A 15,276-nucleotide genomic window follows, 5' to 3' on the forward strand; every position below is an offset into this window, starting at 1 on the left:
CAACACCGTTACGTGCGGGATTCATCCTGCGGCGCCTACATCGGTATCCGCACGGCCAACGTCAGGATCACGCCGCTGGACACCAGCGCCGTCACCAACCGCCCCCGACGCCCCGTCAGTACCCGTCCCAACAGCGCGCCGCCCGCGGCGAGCAGCAGCTGCCAGCTCGCCGAGGCGGCGAACGCGGCCAGCACGAACACGCCCTGCTCCAGGGGCGATGCGGCATCCGTCGCGCGGGTGCCGAGGACCAGGGCGGCGAAGTAGATCACGGTCGTCGGGTTCAGCAGCGTGATGCCGAGCAGCGTCAGACAGGCGCGCGCCGGGCTCGGGGGAGAAGGGGGCGTGGAGCCGGTGGTGAGGCGCTGTGCGCGATGGTGGCGTACGGCGGTGACCGCGCCCCGTACCGCGAGGATCGCCAGCACCAGGGCGCAGGCCCAGCGCAGCGGCACCAGCACCGGACGCAGCGCGGCCGCCAGCGCGGCACCGCCGAGGGTGGCCACCAGGGCGTAGAGCCCGTCGGCGATCGCGACGCCGAGCGCGGCGCAGACCCCGGTCCGCAGGGATGTACGGGCGGTGAGGGAGACCAGGTAGGTCGCGACCGCGCCGACCGGGACGGCGATGCCGTAGCCCGCGACCAGCCCCGCGACGAGCGCGCCGGTCATGACGCGGGAAGCGTCGGCCTCCACGGTCGGCCGGACTGCTGCTGGGACCGCGCGGCAGAAACGGCGACGGTCGGCGGCAGAAAGGCGAGAGTCGTGGGCATGGCCGGATTCTGTGGGTGGCGACCGTCCGCCGACAAGCGAATTTCTTCGCGGAGCGGGCCGGTCGGCCCCGAGATCGAAGTTCTGTACGACGATCCCCGGCCAGATTGCCCGGATGCCTGATCTGGCCGAACTTGGCATCGCCCTGGTAGATGCCCAAGGCATCTAATGAAGATCGGTACGACGTACTCATCGTCTGCGAGGTCTTCCATGACGGACATGACGGCACCGCACACCGTCGCCTTTCCTCAGAACCGCACCTGTCCGTACCACCCGCCCACCGCCTACGACCCTCTGCGCGACACCCGCCCGCTGGCCCGCATCACCCTCTACGACGGCCGCGAGGTCTGGCTTGTCACCGGTCACGGCCTCGCCCGCACCCTGCTGGCCGACCCGCGACTGTCCTCCGACCGCACCCGGCCCGAGTTCCCCGCGCCCACCGCGCGGTTCGCGGGGCTCATCAAGCGGAAGAGCGCGCTTCTGGGCGTCGACGACCCCGAACACCGGGTCCAGCGACGGATGATGGTCCCCAGCTTCACGCTTCGGCGTGCCGCCGAGCTGCGCCCGGAGATCCAGCGCATCGTGGACGAACGGCTCGACGCGATGATCGACCGGGGCGCCCCCGCCGAACTGGTCAGCGCTTTCGCGCTGCCCGTGCCCTCGATGGTCATCTGCGCCCTGCTCGGCGTTCCCTACGCCGACCACGACTTCTTCGAGGGACAGTCACGACGCCTGCTGCGCGGCCCCACGGCCGAGGACACCATGGACGCCCGTGATCAGCTGGAGGTGTACTTCGGCGAGTTGATCGACCGGAAGCAGAAGCAGTCGGAGCCCGGTGACGGCGTCCTGGACGACCTCGTCCACCAGCAGCTGCGCGACGGCGCGCTGGACCGCGAGGAGCTCATCGCCCTCGCCACCATCCTGCTGGTCGCCGGCCACGAGACGACCGCCAACATGATCTCCCTGGGCACCTTCACCCTCCTCCAGCACCCCGACCGCCTGGCCGAGCTGCGCGCCGACCCGGGGCTGCTGCCCGCCGCGGTCGAGGAGCTCATGCGGATGCTGTCGATCGCCGACGGCCTGCTGCGGGTCGCCGTCGAGGACATCGAGGTGGACGGGCAGACGATAGCGGCGGGCTCCGGCGTGGTCTTCTCGACGTCGGTCATCAACCGAGACGAGGCCGTGTACGCCGACCCGGACAGCCTGGACTGGCACCGCCCGACCCGCCATCACGTCGCCTTCGGCTTCGGCATCCACCAGTGCCTCGGCCAGAACCTGGCCCGCGCCGAGATGGAGATCGCCCTGCGCACCCTCCTCACCCGGCTGCCGACCCTGCGCCTTGCCGTCCCCGCGGAGGAAATCCCCTTCAAACCCGGCGACACGATCCAGGGGATGCTGGAACTCCCCGTGACCTGGTAAGAGGCTCCGGTCATGCACAACGAAACGCGCGAAACACTCGACATCCACATCGACCACGACGTCTGCATCGGCGCCGGCCAGTGCGCCCTCGCCGCCCCGTCCGTCTTCACCCAGGACGACGACGGCTTCAGCACCCTGCTGCCCGGCCGGGAGGACGGCGGCGGCGACCCGATGGTGCGGGAGGCCGCCCGGTCGTGCCCGGTCAGCGCCATCACCGTGTCGGAAGAGGGGAGCTGACGCCGGCCACCCCACCCGAGGCCCGAGCCGTGGCCGGGTCCCGCACCCAGGAGCCCCCTGGTGGCGGGCCCGGCCTCAACGCGTCGCCAGCAGCGACCGCGCCGCCTCCCGCGCCTCCGCCGCGGGCCGCGTACCCCCCGTGATGCCCGCCGTGACCATGGCGCCCTCGGCCAGCAGATACACCTGCCCGGTGACTGCCTCCGGCAGCCCCGCCCCGGCCACCAGCGAGGCCAGGTAGTCACGGAACGCCCGCTTGTGCGCCCGCACCTGGTCCGCCACCCGCTCCGACCGCGCGCCCAGCTCGCCGTACGAGTTGATCCAGGCGCACCCGCGGAAGTCCGCCTCGCCGAACCACTGCTCCAGCCAGTCGAAGACGGCCAGGATCCGCCCCTCGGGGTCCGGCTCCCGCTCCACATGGGCGGCGAGCCCGCCGCGCCAGCGCACGTCACGCCGCTCCAGATACGCCTCCACCAGCTGCTCCTTCGCCGGGAACAGCTGGTAGAGCCGCTTGAGCGAGACCCCGGACGCGCCCCGGATGTCGTCCATGCCGACGGACTGTATGCCGCGCCCGTAGAACAACTTCTCCGCGGCGTCCAGCGCCTGCTCCCGGGCTGTTGCGCTGTCCATGTACGACCACTCCTTGACGCGAGAACGTGCGTTCTCCTACGGTAGCAGCCAAGCGGAGAACGCACGTTCTCCCGTGTTTGTACCACCGTTTCGGCCTCGGAGGATGACATGACCGACCGCCCGCCCCTGCCGCCGTTCACCCGCGAGAGCGCCGCACGGAAGGTGCAGGCCGCCGAGGATGCCTGGAACACCCGCGACCCGCACAAGGTGGCGCTCGCCTACTCGGAGGACTCGGTGTGGCGCAACCGCGACACCTTCGTCACCGGCCGCGCCGAGATCGTCGAGCTCCTCACCGCGAAGTGGGCCCGCGAGCGGGAGTACGCGCTGCGCAAGGACCTGTGGGCCTTCGACGGCAACCGCATCGCGGTCCGCTTCCAGTACGAGTGCCGGGACGCCGAGGGCCAGTGGTGGCGGTCGTACGGCAACGAGTTGTGGGAGTTCGACGAGCACGGCCTGATGACCCGACGCGAGGCCAGCATCAACGACGTGCCGATCGAGGAGAAGGAACGCCGCATCTTCGGCTCACGACCCGAGAACGAGCGGGGCCTGTCCTTCCCGGTCCGCTAGGAGGCTCAAGGGCGGTGAGTAGGGTGCGCGGGTGACCGAACACGCCCGCAAGCCCTTCCTCTACGTCGTCGTCTGCGCCGCCGGGATCGCCGCGGGCGTCAGCAAGCTGATCACCGCCGCCCAGGAGCGGGACTGGGAGGTCGGCGTCATCGCGACCCCGGTCGCCATGAACGGCTTCTTCGACGCCGGCGCAGTCGAGGCCCTCACCGGCCGCCCGATCCGATCGGCCTGGCGCACGCCCGCGGATCCGCGCCCCTTCCCGCCGCCCGACGCCGTCGTCGTCGCCCCGGCCACCTTCAACACGCTCAACAAGTGGGCCGCCGGCACGGCCGACACCCTCGCCCTGGGCACCCTGTGCGAGGCATACGGCCTCGGCGTCCCCATCGCAGTCCTGCCCTGCGTGGCCGACGCGCTGGCCACCCATCCCGCGTACCAGGACAGCCTGATACGGCTGCGGGGCATGGGCGTGCGCTTCGGGGAGCCGTACACCGGCGAGCCGGGCGAGGACGGCGGGCGGCCGGAGTTCGGGTGGGAACGGGCGCTGGAACTGCTGGAGCGGTGACCCCGCACCCCGACCGGGGTTTCGGGGCCACCGTCCGGCCCGGGAGTCGAGGTCGTCAGCCGACGACTCGGCCCAGTTCGATCCGGTCGATGTTCGGCGCCCACGCGCTCGCGTTCCCGAACATCACCGTGTTGGAGCCCTTCTTGAGGCCGACGGGGACGCCCAGCGTCCAGTAGTCGCCCTGGCTCCAGGTGTTCTTGAAGGTGACCGTGCGCGGCGGCCCGCTTCCCACGGTGATGTCCGCCGTACGGGACATGATGTCCGTGTTGCAGGCGTGGCCGTTGTCACGCCGGTCGTTGTGGGCATGGTGGACGACCAGGACGTGGCGGCCGGAGCGGGGTGCGTCCACCGTGAACTCAGCGGTGGCACGGCTGCCTCGGCCCACCGTGGCCGGCGACTGGCGTCGCGGGGCTGTTGCCGAGCGAGCCGATGGCGGAACCACCGGACGCGTACGGGGAGTCGACCAGTGCCGCGCCGCCCGCGAGGGTCGCCGAGGCGGTCTCGTAGGAGAGCGTGCCGGTGGTCGAGCCATTGCCCGAGACGTCGAGGGAGCGGACGGCGGCGTGCCGGGCGGTCAGGGTGGCGCGATTGTTTCCGGCCACCAGATACAGCCGCAGGGGCTTGCCCGGCTGCGCCGTCACCGTCTCCCCGTGCAGCGCGAGCCGCACGGGCGCCGTGGCCTGCGGCACGACCGTGAAGTAGTCGTCGCGCGGCGCGTACACGTCGAACACGGCCTTGTCACCGGAGCGCAGAACGAGGGCACCGGTGTCCACACCGGCCGAGGACGAGTAGTCGTACGACGGTGTGCCGCCGATGTCGGCGAGCGTGGCCTCGTAGCGCGCGGCGGGCACCGCGCGGCCCCGCCGGAACAGGGTGCCGTCTGGGCCTACCCGCAGCCGGAGTTCGACGACGACCTGATCACCTTCACGCTGGGCGGGGCCCTGTTCGGCCGCATCCATCTGTCCGGCCACCTGACCCGGATGTCGCGGCACCGGCTCGGGCTCGTCCGGGACGCGGTGAACGCGTACAAGTCGATCCGAGGCGATCTCGCGGCGGCCGTGCCCTTCTGGCCGCTCGGGCTCCCCGGCTGGACGGACGAGTGGCGGGCCCTCGGGATGCGGGTGCCGGACGGTCCCTCGTACGTCACGGTGTGGCGTCGCGGCGGCGAGAGCGAACTGCGTCTACCTGTATGGCACTTGGCGGGACAAAGCGCCGGAGAGCGGCGGCCGTGAAGGGTGCGGCAGGAAAGCAGAGGTGATGGATGGACAAGACACGTACGCTCCCCTCGTACCCCACACCCCGAAGGCAGGAGCAGCGACGATGCAGTACGTGAAGCTCGGTTCGACGGGCATGGACGTGTCACGAATCTGTCTGGGCTGCATGACCTACGGCGTTCCCGAGCGCGGCGCTCACGAGTGGACCCTCGACGAGGAGGCGTCGAGGCCACTGATCCGGCAGGCGCTGGAAGCGGGGATCAACTTCTTCGACACCGCCAACGTCTACTCCGACGGCACCAGCGAGGAGATCGTCGGCAGGGCTCTGCGCGACTTCGCCCGCCGGGACGAGATCGTGCTCGCGACGAAGGTCAATCTCCGGATGCGGCCGGGCCCCAACGGCGCCGGACTCTCCCGCAAGGCCATCATGACGGAGATCGACCACAGCCTCGCCCGCCTCGGCACGGACTACGTCGACCTGTACCAGATCCACCGCTTCGACCGGGACACCCCCGTCGAGGAGACGATGGAGGCCCTGCACGACCTGGTCAGGGCGGGCAAGGTGCGCTACATCGGAGCGAGTTCGATGTACGCCTGGCAGTTCGCCAAGATGCAGCACACGGCCGAGCGGCACGGCTGGACCAAGTTCGTCTCGATGCAGAACTACTACAACCTCCTCTACCGCGAGGAGGAGCGCGAGATGCTGCCGCTCTGCGCGGACCAGGGCGTCGGTGTCCTGCCCTGGAGCCCACTGGCACGCGGCCGCCTCACCCGGGACTGGGGCACGGTCACCGAACGCAGCGCCACCGACGGGTTCGGCAACACCCTGTACGCCGAGGGCGACCGCGTCGTCGTCGAGGCCGTCACCCGGCTCGCGGACGAACGCGACATCCCCCGCGCCCGGATCGCCCTCGCCTGGCTCCTGCACCAGAACACGGTGACGGCCCCGATCATCGGCGCCGCCAGGCCGCACCACATCGAGGATGCGGTGGCAGCGGTCGAACTGGAGCTGAGCGAGAAGGAACTGGAGGAACTGCGGCTGCCCTACAGTGCCCATCCGGTCATCGGCCACTGAAGCGCGTCCGGGGCCGCACGCGCGGGTCACAGCCGACCGGCGCCGACACTTGAGTCCCACAGCTGACGAGCACACGTTCACCAGGTCGAACAGGCCGAAACGCGGGCTATTGCGCTGCTCCTGACGCGTTCTAGCATCTCCATCCGAAGAGCCTCGTTCCCTTTGTGAGGGAATCAAGGCGACTGCCCCCAGACCCCGGGCTCGGAGCGACAGACAAGACCTCCAGGGAACCGGAGCCCGCATTCCGCAGCGAACGGTCCAGCGGACTCCGGCCCTCGTCCTCCGGCTGTTCGAGCTGGGGCGCACTCCCGCACGCCTCAGGTGCCGTGAGGACGATCCTGCGCGAGGCGCCCCGTGGTTGGGGAGCCGCACGGGTCCTCGCGCCGGCGGCCGCCGCTGACGCCGACTCACGGCGGCGGCCGCCACCCATGGGCCCGACGGGCCCTTTCCGATGGAGAGTTGCACAGGCGCGGGCCGCCGGTAAGGCGAAAGAGAGACCCGTTCCGCTTCCTTGCGGCACGGAAATGAGCCGTTGGGGCACACGGCCGCCCGGGCGACGTTACGTCGACCGAAAGCTGACTGATTGACCGGTTTTCCGGACGGCGAAGATCGAGTGGCCCATCCGTTGCGCATCCGTCGCCGATGCGCGGCCGGCGCTCGTTCCGCGAAGTAGTCTGCCTGTGAGTCCGCGGGTGTCGTGCCCGCTTCCGGCGGTGACGGAGTGGGGTCCGGTGATCAGCGACGGCATGGCCGAGGTGCTGCGTTCGCTGGGCCGCGGCCCGGGCGACGAGGTGATGCGTGCCGGCGCCGAGGTGCTGGCTGCCGACGGTGTCGCGGTGGCGCTGATGGTCGGCCACGGCCACCTCGCGGAGCCGTTGTGGTGGACGCCGGGCGCGAGCGCGCGATTCGAGGAGTTGCAGTACACCCTCGGTGAGGGGCCCGGCCCCGAGGCGATCCGTACGAGAACTCATGTGCTGGAGCCCGACCTTGAGGCGGTGCGGCGGGGGCGCTGGCCCGCCCTGGTCCCGGCGGCCCGTAGAGCGGGCGTGCACGGCGTGTGCTGCTACTTCCTCGGGGCGGGCGGCATCCGCCTGGGGGTGTTGACCGTGCTGAGCTCACCGGATCGCAAGCTGACCGAGCAGCAGCACGACGACGCCCTCGCGCTGGCCGCCGGACTGACCACCGCTCTGCTGTACGAGAACCCGCCAGGTGCCTGGCACGGCGAGGGCGAGGTGACCCAGGAGCGGACGATGTGGGCGTCCGGCGGACTGCACAGGTCCGTCGTGCACCAGGCAACCGGGATGATCAGCGTGCAGCTCGATGTGCCGCTCGCGGAGGCCCTGGTGCGACTGCGCGCCCACGCCTACGCCAGCGGACGGCCGTTGGGTGAGGTCGCCCAGGACGTGGTGGCCAGGAAACTCCGTTTCAGCAACGACGTGAACGGGCCGTACACGGCCGACGGCGGAAAGGGATGACCGGCATAACGTGGAACAGCGTCTCGCCGAGATCTTCGTCGAGCCGGCGGACTCCCTGATCGACGACTTCGACGTCATCGACCTTCTGCGGCGTCTGTCCGAGCTCGTCGCCGCCTCCGACGAGCGGACCCGTTGCTGGAGCTGTTCGGCCTGCAGCAGACCAGGGTCCCTGTGTGCAGTGTCTCCGCACCCGGGAGCCGAAGACCGACATCGGTCTGACCGACGCGGCGGCGACGGCCGGCCGGGGGTTCTGAGCCGCCTCGGCCGGCCGGCGCCGGCGGCCATGTTCGCGGGAGCTCTGGCGAGCCGCAGCCGATCGGCGTCCAGGGGGGGCAGATTCCCGCACCCCGCGCCTGGGCCGAACGGCCCCTGAGCACGAGCGACCGGATTCACACCGGTGATCGCTTCGCGCCCGCCTAGCGCCGCCTAGTGGGGACCGTCCGGCGGGAACTCGGTGCCGCACGGTCCCGCACCCTCGCTCTCGGCCAACGGCACGCGTTCACCGCTCATCGACACCGTCCGGTAGTACGCCCCGATCCGGTCGGCCGAGCGCCCCACGTAGTGACCGATGAACGACCGTCGGAACCGATCCACCGTCCGGTTGGGCTGCGAGCCGTGCACCACGCTGCCGTTGAAGAACAGGACATCCCCCGGCTCCATGTCGACCGGCACGGCCGCCAGCCCGGCCGGCGGCGGAACGTACTCCCGCGCGAAGGACACCTCGGCGTCCGCCGACTCCGGGCAGAAGAGGCCCATCGCATGCGTGCCGGGGACGACTTCGAGCCCCCCGTTCTCCCGGTCGATCACATCGCAGGCGATCCACGCCGCCACACAGGTGCCCGGCTCGACCCGCAGATAGAAGTTGTCCTGGTGCAACGCCTGCCCCCGGGCCCCCGGCGGCTTGAAGTAGAACATGCTCTGCGCGGCCAGCACCTCCTCCCCGAGCAGCACCTCCAGCACGCCACGCAGCCGGGGATCGAGCAGCACCCGCAAGGAGAGTTCATCGATCTCGTGCGGCTGCATCACCCTCGGGTACGCCCGCAGCGGGTCGACGTCCGACGGCCGCGGCTCGAAGTGCCCGGGCACCGGCCCGGCAGCGTGCAGCGCCGCGAACCGGGCGCGGAGTCGGTCGATCTCGTCGTACCCGAACAGCCCGCGTACGACCGTGAAGCCGTCCTCGCGGAACTGGCGGAGTCCGGCCTCGGGCAGGATGGGAGCGTCGGTGGTGTCGATGTCCGTGGCTGTCATGGGCGCACTCCTCGGTCAGGTGTCCTCGCCCCATCAAGCTAGGCCGGTGCCCATCACAGGAGGATGACCGTGAGCGCTGACGGATTGTCCGAGGCTGCTGCATCCGATGATCCCGCCCCGCCGCCCGGTGTGGTGGTGGTCGGCCGGTTCGACCAGCCGCCGGGGTACGGGGTCAACCGGCCGCGCGGCGCGGACAGTTGGCTGTTCACCTGGACGACCGGCGGACAGGGCCGGCTCCGGCACGGCGGCGCCGAGGCGCGGGCCGGGGCGGGGGACCTGGTGGTGCTCGCGCCTGGTGTGCCGCACGGCTACGGCGTCGAACCGGGCGCACGGCACTGGGAGTTCTGGTGGGTGCACTGCCAGGCCCGCCCCTCCTGGCGGTCCTGGCTGCGCCCGTACGGCACCGGCGACGGTCTGTACGTCGTCACACCGACGCCGGACGCGGTGCGCGGCCGCGTCGAGGCGGCGTTCCTGCGGATGCTCGCCGACGCCCGCTGGACGGGCGCCGAGGCGCCGCCCGACAGGGCGCCGGGGGACGAGTCGGTCGCCGTGGCGCACGGCAGCGCGGCCCGCGAACTCGCCCTGTGCTCACTGGAGGAGGTCGTGCTGCTCACCGCCGGCAGCGCGCGGACGCCCCAGTCCCGCCCGGGTGCCGACGCGCGGGTCCGTCGGGCTCAGGCATTGATCACCGCCGATCCGGCCGCCCCGCACACCGTCCGCTCGCTCGCCGGGCACGTCGCGCTCTCGCCCTCCCGGTTCGCGCACCTGTTCACCCAGCAGATCGGGCAGTCGCCGATGCGCGCGCTGCGCGAGGCGCGGCTGCGACACGCCGCCCGGCTGCTGGAGAGCACCGACCTGTCCGTGGAACGCGTGGCGGCCGCCTCCGGGTTCGCGAGCCCGTTTCACTTCAACCGGGTGTTCCGCGAACGGTACGGGTTGCCGCCCGGTGCATACCGGGTGACCGGTTCAATGGTTGGAGGGTGACCTGTGAAGGTACGGTGAAGGCGGATGCGCGCGTATGACCAGGCAAAAGCGCGGGAGAGGGGCCCGTCAATGGTTTGGGCGGGAATCCTGTCGTCGCCCGGTGGATACCATTTCCAATTACCGCGTGGATACGTCGCAATGACCACGGACGACTATTGACCGTTTGTCGAACAGTGAGCGTCGCGCACGCAATGCGCAAAAACTCGGAATCCCTTGTTCCCTGCCGCTGACCTGTGCAAAGGTGTGCTTCGCTCTCATGCGCCTCACGCTTCACAAGAGCTGTGCTCGGAGTATACCCCTTGGTATGGACCTTTAATGCCGCATGCCCTCCGGAGGAATGCCACCGTGCATGACGCTGGCCCGTCGAATTCCCCTCGTGACGCTCGCCTCTTTGAAGCGACCGACGCTCAACTGAGCGCCGAACTCAAGAGGTGGACCGGGGCGGCGCCAGCGCTCCACCCCGTGGGTGAACTCCTCGACCGGCACTGGGAAGCGGGCTTCGCCTACGCACGGCTGTGCACCGTGGACGCCCGTTCCGCGGGAATGCTCACCACTGCGGCATTCACCCGGCTTTTCGGCGAAACGCTGCGGCAGACCGGGCCGACGGCCGCCTGGCGCCCCCAACTCCTCGTCACCGTACGGCGGATCGCGGCCGAGTGGGACACCGACCGCAGACGGGAACTGCTCCACCCGGAGCTGCGGTCCGATGCGGACGGCGCGGAGCGTGCCGCCGCCCGTCTGCTGCCGCCGCTGAACCGCCGGCTGCTGACCGGCGCCTTCCAACGGGTTCCCCAGTCGGCCCGCTGTCTGCTGTGGCACACCGAGGTCGAGGCGGAGACGACGGCCGTACCGGCCGGACTCCTGGGCCTCGACGAGGAGTCCGCCCGCGTCGAACTGGGCCGTGCCCACGACCGGTTGCGCGAGGAGTGCCTCCAGGTCCACCGCGAGCTCGCCCCCGAGCAGGAGTGCCGCCGCTATCTGCGGATGCTGGACGTCACCTACCGGCGCGGCGGCGTCGACATCGACCCGGACCTGCGCGAGCACCTGAACCGCTGCGGCCACTGCAGTGACACCGCCGAGCAGCTGAACTTCTTCAACGCGGGGCTCGGCCTGGCACTGGCCGAGGCGGTACTCGGCTGGGGCGCGGGAGCCTATGTGGAGGCGAGAGCGCGACAGGCCGAAGAGCCGACGGGCGCCGTTGCCGCCCAGCCGGCGACCGTCGCGGGCGAGTCCTTCTTCGCCGACGGCACCGGATCCGGTCCTTGGGGAGGCGCCCCTGTCTCTGCCGCTGCCGGAGAGGGACCTGGGGGCGAAGGTCTCGCCCCCGCCCCGAAGCCCCTTGCCGCACAGTCGTTTGCCGCAGAGTCCTTCGCTGCGGACGCCTTCGCCGGGGAGTCCTTCCCCGGGGAACCCTTTGCTCCCGGGGCCGCCGCGTTCGCCCCGCTCGGTGGGATACCCGCCCCCGCGGGCGAGCCCTTCACCACCCCGGACCTGGCCTCCGTGCCCCCACAGCCCGGCCCCCGCAGCGCACGCCGGGCTGCCCGCCGAGCCGCGCCGCGCACCGGCTCCCGTCCCGGCGACCCCGGCGGCACAGCCCCCACGGGCGAGACCCGCAGCTGCTCCGGCCGCTCGGCCCTCAAGGCAGCCCGCCGTGCCGCACGGCGCCGCAACCTCACCGCGGCCGTCGTGACGGTCAGCGCCCTCGTCGTCCTGCCGCTCGTCGTCTGGTCCGCCCTCGGCTCCGGAGACAATCCCGCCCCGGCGGCCGACGACCGCCCCTCCGGTACACCCGGCTCCGACCCGGGCGGTGCCACCAGCAACCCGTCCTGGGCGGGCGCGGCCGAGGCGGCGAAGGGTGATCTGCGGGGCCGACTGCACAACATCGGGTCAGGGCTCTGCGTCGGCCTCGTCGGTGGGAAGGTCGCCGAGAACGCCGAGACCGAGCTGACCAAGTGCTCCGCGGCGGTCGGCCAGCAGTGGTCGTACGAGACCGACGGTTTGATGCGCAGCGCCGCCGACCCCGGCCTCTGCCTCGACTCCCACCTCGGCTACTCGGTACGGCTGACCCGGTGCACCGGTCTCTCCGAGAACGAGGCCAAGAACGTCCGCTACGACTTCACCCTCCAGGGCACGCTGGTACCGCGCTTCAACCAGGACCTGGCCCTCAGTCCGGCCGCCACCGACGGCTCGGGCGCCCTGGTCCTCAAGACCCGCGACGACGACGGAGACGCCCAGCACTGGGTGATCGACACGTCGAGGACGGACCTCCGGATGGAGGTCGTCAACTGGGGTTCGGAGGTCGAGGCCGACTCGGCGGGCACCCCCACGCCGACCCCGAAACCGACCCCCTCGCCGTCGAAGACCCCGACCGCCACCCCGACACCGTCCGCGACCCCGTCGGCCGCACAGCCGACATCCACGAGCCCGTCCCCGACCGACGCCTGCTCCTACAACCCGTACTACTGCTCATGGGACGGCCAGGACGGCGGATCCGGCGGCCGACACGAGGGCTCGGGCGGCTATGGATACGGCGGCGGATACGGGTACGGCGGCGGATACGGCGGTCGCTGACCGGCGGTCAGCCACCGGTTCCGGGTTGGACCACCGTCAGGAACACGGAGGAGTTCTTCCCGGCCACGGGCACCTCACCGGCCGTCCACGCCACCTTGAGCGGGTCCCGCTCGTCCGGCGGCGTGACGAGCAGTGCCTTCGGCACGGCCGTCTTCGCCCCGGTGATCTCGGGGCTGGCGAAGGTCAGCCCGGCCCAGGCGCTGTGGCCCGGGGCCAGCGAGACGGTCGTCGGAGTGTCGGGGGAGCGCTTCGGGTCCGGGCCGAGCTGCGATCCGGACGCGTCCACGAACGCGGCACCGGGGTAGCCGCGAACGCTGCAGGTCCGGTCGGTCGTGTTCGTCAGCACGATCGGGAAGTTCCGCTGTCCGGCTCCGGGGCTGGGGCGGCCGAGGGACGCGCGCAGCTCGGAGGTGTGGCAGCGCGGGGCGGCGGCCGCCGACTGGGTCACAGGGCTGCCGGTGTCGGCGGTGCCCGGTGGGGTCACACCCGGTTCGGTCGTGCCCGGCTCTGCCGAGGGGCTCGCCCCTCCGGTCGTGGCCGGTCCGGACGTACGGCTGCTCGTGACGGCCGGTGTCTGGGCGGCGCCCGACGAGTCGGCGCCGCTTCCGCAGGCGGCCAGCAGGCCCAGCAGTGCGAAGGCGCTGACCAGGGGAGCCGCTCGGTGCCCCCGGTGGCCCTGATGGGCGCGGGGTAAGGGGTGGAATGCGCGTGTACGTCCCATGTTTGTGACGAATCCCCGTTTTTCGGCTGAGTACTCGCGGGTGCGCCCGGCTCTCGTCTCACTCTTCGTCGACGAGCCCGATCTCCGCCCAGATCGTCTTGCCGTCCGCGGTGTGCCGGCTGCCCCAGCGCTGGGTCAGCTGGGCGACCAGCAGCAGCCCGCGGCCGCCCTCGTCGAAGATCTTGGCGCGGCGCAGATGCGGTGCCGTGTGGCTGGTGTCGGAGACCTCGCAGATCAGCGTGGCCGCGTCGTGGATGAGCCGGAGCCGGATGGGGTGGATGCCGTAGCGGATGGCGTTGGTGACCAGCTCGCTGACCACCAGCTCGACAGTGAACGACACCTCGCTCAGGCTCCAGGTGCGTAGCTGCTCCACGACCTGCTTGCGGATCGGCGCGACCAGCGCCGGGTCGGCCGGGATGTCCCAGGTCGCGACTCCGGAGGCGGGCAGACCCTGGGTACGGGCCAGCAGCAGCGCCACGTCGTCGGCGGCGCCGCCCGACGGGAGCAGGGCGCTCAGGATGTGGTCGCAGGTCTCGTCCAGCGATTCGGAAGGGGCCGCCAGCGCGTCGCACAGCAGTACGTGGCTGGCGTCGACGTCGCGCTCCCGGGTCTCGACCAGGCCGTCGGTGTAGAAGGAGAGCACCGTGCCCTCGCGCAGTTCGATCTCGGCCGACTCGAACGGCAGCCCGCCCAGGCCCAGCGGCGGCCCGGCGGGCAGCTCGATCTCCCGTGGCTCGCCGCCCGGCGGGAGCATGACCGGCGAGGGGTGCCCGGCCCGGGCCAGCGTGCAGCGCCGGGACACCGGGTCGTACACCGCGTACAGACAGGTGGCGCCCACCTCGCCGGGGCTGCCCTCGTGGCCCGTCCCCTCGGACAGCCGCACCACCAGGTCGTCGAGGTGCGTGAGCAGTTCGTCGGGGGCGAGGTCGATGTCGGCCAGGGTACGCACGGCGGTGCGCAGCCGCCCCATGGTGGCCGACGCCTGGATGCCGTGGCCGACCACGTCCCCGACGACCATCGCGACGCGCATCCCGGACAGCGGGATCACGTCGAACCAGTCACCGCCCACCCCCGACCGCGCCGCAGGCAGATACCGGGAGGCCGCTTCGAGCGCGGCGGTGCGCGGCAGGGACCGGGGGAGCAGACTGCGCTGCAGGGCCAGGGCGGTCTCGCGCTCCCGGGAGTAGCGGCGGGCATTGTCGATGCAGACGGCCGCGCGGGCCGTGATCTCCTCGGCCAGCAGCGCGTCGTCGGTCGTGAACGGCTCGGGGTTGCGGAACCGGGTGAGCACGGCGACCCCGAGGGTGGTCCCACGGGCCTGGATCGGCACGGACATCGTGGTGTGGATGCCGGACTCCCTGATCCGCTCGGCACGCACCGGATCCCAGGACAGCCACTCGGCGAGGTCACCGGTCGACATCGAGGCCACGATGGTGTGGCCCGCCATCAGCGCGTCGGCCTGCGGCGACGGGGCGGGATACACGTCCAGGTGTCCCGGCTTGACCACGGCTTCGGGGTTGCCCGAGTTGACGGACCGGTGCGCGGCCCGGCGCAGGCCGACGGGGGCGGTCAGCGGGCCGGTGGGCAGTTCGCCGCCGTGCTCCGGCGGGTCCAGCAGGTCGACGCTCACGAAGTCGGCCAGGGCGGGGACGCAGATGTCCGCCAGCTCCTGCGCCGTGCGGGTGACGTCGAGGGTGGTACCGATGCGCACGCTGGCCTCGTTCACCAGCTGCAGCCGCTCCTGGGCCAGGAACTGCTGGGTGAAGTCGTGGGGGGGGGCGGGGGCCCCCCCCCCCCCCCCCCGGGGGGCGGGGG

13 protein-coding genes and 2 pseudogenes are annotated in these 15,276 nt (G+C 71.6%); 9 read left to right on the forward strand and 6 right to left on the reverse strand.

The genetic code is table 11. The features are described from left to right. Positions 1 to 35: 35 nt before the first annotated feature. Entirely contained in the window at positions 36 to 662 is a 627-nt protein-coding gene (locus tag POF73_RS43385; RefSeq protein ID WP_272124938.1) for a LysE family transporter, read from the reverse strand. A gap of 309 nt (positions 663 to 971) precedes the next feature. On the opposite strand from POF73_RS43385, the gene POF73_RS43390 reads away from it, so the two are divergent. Together POF73_RS43390 and POF73_RS43395 are read left to right on the forward strand one after the other, a co-directional pair. Further along, complete coding sequence (locus POF73_RS43390) at positions 972 to 2,180, forward strand: cytochrome P450 (RefSeq protein WP_272124939.1); 1,209 nt, start codon at positions 972 to 974, stop codon at positions 2,178 to 2,180. Between the two features lie 12 nt (positions 2,181 to 2,192). After that, positions 2,193 to 2,417 (forward strand): ferredoxin, encoded by a 225-nt coding sequence (locus tag POF73_RS43395; RefSeq protein ID WP_272124940.1) that lies wholly within the window; start codon positions 2,193 to 2,195, stop codon positions 2,415 to 2,417. A 75-nt stretch (positions 2,418 to 2,492) separates the two neighbouring features. On the opposite strand, the gene POF73_RS43400 is transcribed toward POF73_RS43395, so the two are convergent. Then, a complete protein-coding gene (locus POF73_RS43400; protein ID WP_272124941.1) occupies positions 2,493 to 3,044 on the reverse strand; it encodes a TetR/AcrR family transcriptional regulator in 552 nt (183 codons plus the stop codon). A gap of 108 nt (positions 3,045 to 3,152) precedes the next feature. On the opposite strand from POF73_RS43400, the gene POF73_RS43405 reads away from it, so the two are divergent. After that, a complete protein-coding gene (locus POF73_RS43405; RefSeq protein WP_272124943.1) occupies positions 3,153 to 3,611 on the forward strand; it encodes a nuclear transport factor 2 family protein in 459 nt (152 codons plus the stop codon). 31 nt (positions 3,612 to 3,642) lie between these two features. Beyond that, on the forward strand, positions 3,643 to 4,173 hold the full coding sequence (locus tag POF73_RS43410) for a flavoprotein (protein WP_272124945.1): 531 nt from the start codon (positions 3,643 to 3,645) through the stop codon (positions 4,171 to 4,173). Between the two features lie 55 nt (positions 4,174 to 4,228). On the opposite strand, the pseudogene POF73_RS43415 reads toward POF73_RS43410, so the two are convergent. Further along, positions 4,229 to 5,021, reverse strand: a pseudogene (locus POF73_RS43415) (CBM35 domain-containing protein); the annotation flags it as partial. Positions 5,022 to 5,027: 6 nt separating this feature from the next. On the opposite strand from POF73_RS43415, the pseudogene POF73_RS43420 reads away from it, so the two are divergent. The 3 genes and pseudogenes from POF73_RS43420 to POF73_RS43430 all read left to right on the forward strand — a co-directional run. Then, positions 5,028 to 5,381: pseudogene (locus POF73_RS43420) on the forward strand (alpha-galactosidase); the annotation flags it as partial. 112 nt (positions 5,382 to 5,493) lie between these two features. Then, positions 5,494 to 6,462, forward strand: coding sequence for an aldo/keto reductase (locus POF73_RS43425; protein ID WP_272124946.1), 969 nt, complete (start codon positions 5,494 to 5,496; stop codon positions 6,460 to 6,462). A gap of 713 nt (positions 6,463 to 7,175) precedes the next feature. Then, positions 7,176 to 7,937 (forward strand): ANTAR domain-containing protein, encoded by a 762-nt coding sequence (locus tag POF73_RS43430; protein WP_272124947.1) that lies wholly within the window; start codon positions 7,176 to 7,178, stop codon positions 7,935 to 7,937. A 426-nt stretch (positions 7,938 to 8,363) separates the two neighbouring features. Here the strand turns inward: POF73_RS43430 and POF73_RS43435 are convergent, their stop codons facing one another. Beyond that, positions 8,364 to 9,185 carry a phytanoyl-CoA dioxygenase family protein gene (locus POF73_RS43435; RefSeq protein ID WP_272124948.1) on the reverse strand — a complete coding sequence of 274 codons (822 nt, stop codon included), beginning with the start codon at positions 9,183 to 9,185 and terminating at the stop codon, positions 8,364 to 8,366. Between the two features lie 63 nt (positions 9,186 to 9,248). Between POF73_RS43435 and POF73_RS43440 the strand changes: the two genes are divergently transcribed. Then, positions 9,249 to 10,169 (forward strand): helix-turn-helix domain-containing protein, encoded by a 921-nt coding sequence (locus tag POF73_RS43440; RefSeq protein WP_272124949.1) that lies wholly within the window; start codon positions 9,249 to 9,251, stop codon positions 10,167 to 10,169. 315 nt (positions 10,170 to 10,484) lie between these two features. Continuing rightward, positions 10,485 to 12,740, forward strand: a complete 2,256-nt coding sequence (locus POF73_RS43445) for a ricin-type beta-trefoil lectin domain protein (protein ID WP_443049752.1) — start codon at positions 10,485 to 10,487, stop codon at positions 12,738 to 12,740. A gap of 7 nt (positions 12,741 to 12,747) precedes the next feature. Here the strand turns inward: POF73_RS43445 and POF73_RS43450 are convergent, their stop codons facing one another. Then, positions 12,748 to 13,461, reverse strand: a complete 714-nt coding sequence (locus POF73_RS43450; protein ID WP_272124951.1) for a DUF4232 domain-containing protein — start codon at positions 13,459 to 13,461, stop codon at positions 12,748 to 12,750. 58 nt (positions 13,462 to 13,519) lie between these two features. After that, positions 13,520 to 15,276: ATP-binding SpoIIE family protein phosphatase (locus POF73_RS43455; RefSeq protein ID WP_272124952.1), on the reverse strand; the 1,757-nt coding region annotated here is incomplete at its 5' end.

It is taken from the genome of Streptomyces sp. HD, assembly GCF_028369295.1.
Taxonomy (GTDB): Bacteria; Actinomycetota; Actinomycetes; order Streptomycetales; family Streptomycetaceae; genus Streptomyces.

Coding starts and splice junctions, on each gene's coding strand:
- POF73_RS43385 (WP_272124938.1), bottom strand. CDS start 662: ATGACCGGCGCGCTCGTCGCGGGGCTGGTCGCGGGCTACGGCATCGCC.
- POF73_RS43390 (WP_272124939.1), top strand. CDS start 972: ATGACGGACATGACGGCACCGCACACCGTCGCCTTTCCTCAGAACCGC.
- POF73_RS43395 (WP_272124940.1), top strand. CDS start 2,193: ATGCACAACGAAACGCGCGAAACACTCGACATCCACATCGACCACGAC.
- POF73_RS43400 (WP_272124941.1), bottom strand. CDS start 3,044: ATGGACAGCGCAACAGCCCGGGAGCAGGCGCTGGACGCCGCGGAGAAG.
- POF73_RS43405 (WP_272124943.1), top strand. CDS start 3,153: ATGACCGACCGCCCGCCCCTGCCGCCGTTCACCCGCGAGAGCGCCGCA.
- POF73_RS43425 (WP_272124946.1), top strand. CDS start 5,494: ATGCAGTACGTGAAGCTCGGTTCGACGGGCATGGACGTGTCACGAATC.
- POF73_RS43435 (WP_272124948.1), bottom strand. CDS start 9,185: ATGACAGCCACGGACATCGACACCACCGACGCTCCCATCCTGCCCGAG.
- POF73_RS43440 (WP_272124949.1), top strand. CDS start 9,249: ATGACCGTGAGCGCTGACGGATTGTCCGAGGCTGCTGCATCCGATGAT.
- POF73_RS43445 (WP_443049752.1), top strand. CDS start 10,485: ATGCCGCATGCCCTCCGGAGGAATGCCACCGTGCATGACGCTGGCCCG.
- POF73_RS43450 (WP_272124951.1), bottom strand. CDS start 13,461: ATGGGACGTACACGCGCATTCCACCCCTTACCCCGCGCCCATCAGGGC.